1 protein-coding gene is annotated in these 1,408 nt (G+C 54.0%); it reads right to left on the reverse strand.

The window, feature by feature from the left end:
* Nucleotides 1-343 precede the first annotated feature (343 nt).
* Complete coding sequence (locus tag IE038_RS23815) at nucleotides 344-1,363, reverse strand: IS30 family transposase (RefSeq protein ID WP_099775771.1); 1,020 nt, start codon at nucleotides 1,361-1,363, stop codon at nucleotides 344-346.
* Between the last annotated feature and the right edge of the window lie 45 nt (nucleotides 1,364-1,408).

Below are 1,408 nucleotides of genomic sequence, written 5' to 3' on the forward strand. Positions count from 1 at the left end.
GGCGGCCTCAAGGAGCAAGTGCAACAGCTAGTTAAAAAATCGGAGCGCGCTAATTCCGAAATTGAACGAGATGCCGCCTCCGAAGCATCGCGATCGTTTGGCGTCTGAGCGAACTGAGCCATCCCGACTAAGCACGATTTTCTTCGCCAAGCCCCTGCCCAAAATCTCCTCCTCGGTCGCTGAAACTGCGGCTATACACAACCCCCCCGGCATCGCTTAAACAATGGCTATACAGAACCCCCCCAGCATCGACGATGTAGCGGCCTGAAATGGCACGATAGCCGCCCTCCTTATGGGGCATCCAGCAGGCTAGCCAAGCTGGGGGAGGGTTTGTTCTTAGCGGTCAATTTATCGTTGTAAGCTTATTGGTCGCTGAGAGCTGAAGATAATCTACTAGCACCTCAACTGGAAACTTCCAGCCCAGTGTCTGCCGAGGGCGGGTATTGAGCAAATCAGCTATTTCATCCAGTCGCGCCTGCGTCACTAGAGAGAGATCTGTGCCTTTCGGGAGATACTGACGCAACAATCCGTTCGTATTTTCATTACTACCGCGTTGCCAAGGCGAATGTGGATCGGCGAAATAAATTTTCATCCCCGTTCGCGCCGTGATTTCGGCATGGCGGGCCATTTCGCTACCTTGATCATGTGTCATGGTTTTTAGTAGTGATGGGGCCATCCGCGACATCTCCCTCACAATGGCTTCCGCCGCCGCTTCAGCGGTGGGGGCTTCAAGTTTGGCGAGGATTACATATCGGCTTGTGCGTTCGACCATTGTGGCGACGGCTGAGCGATTATTGGCCCCCATAATCAGATCACTCTCCCAATGCCCAGGTACCAGACGATCTGCAACTTCGGGAGGGCGTAGGTGAATACTCAGTTGTGCAGGATAGCGCTCTCGACGCACATTGCTCTGTGTTCGCTTAGGACGCTTGCCGTCTGCTTGACGTAGATAACTGATCAGCTGACGTTTCAGCTCTCCGCGTGGGTAGGCATAGATGGCGAGGTAGATAGTTTCGTGGCTCACATGTCGCTCGGGTTGGTCAGGCCAGATAGCGTGTAGTCTGCGGGCAATTTGTTGTGGTGACCAGCCAATGCGGAGCATTTCGACGACCACTTGAAACAGCTCAGAGTCTGGAGATAAACGCCGTTGACGACGAGGCATATGTCGAAGCTGTTGTGCCCTACTTGTGGCTTTGATGGCGTCATAGTGGGGCTGCTGGGGGTTGCGCTTGATCTCTCGACTAATGGTGCTGGGGTGACGCCCTAGCAACGCAGCAATAGTTCGTAGCGTCTGCCGTTGAAATAGCATCACCATGATGGTGACGCGCTCCTCGGTACTCAGGTGACTGTATTGGGTAGACATGGCAACACCTTACATCAGGTGTTGCACTTGCTCCTTGAGGCCGCC

This window comes from Pseudomonas laurentiana, from assembly GCF_014648275.1.
Taxonomy (GTDB): Bacteria; Pseudomonadota; Gammaproteobacteria; order Pseudomonadales; family Pseudomonadaceae; genus Aquipseudomonas; species Aquipseudomonas laurentiana.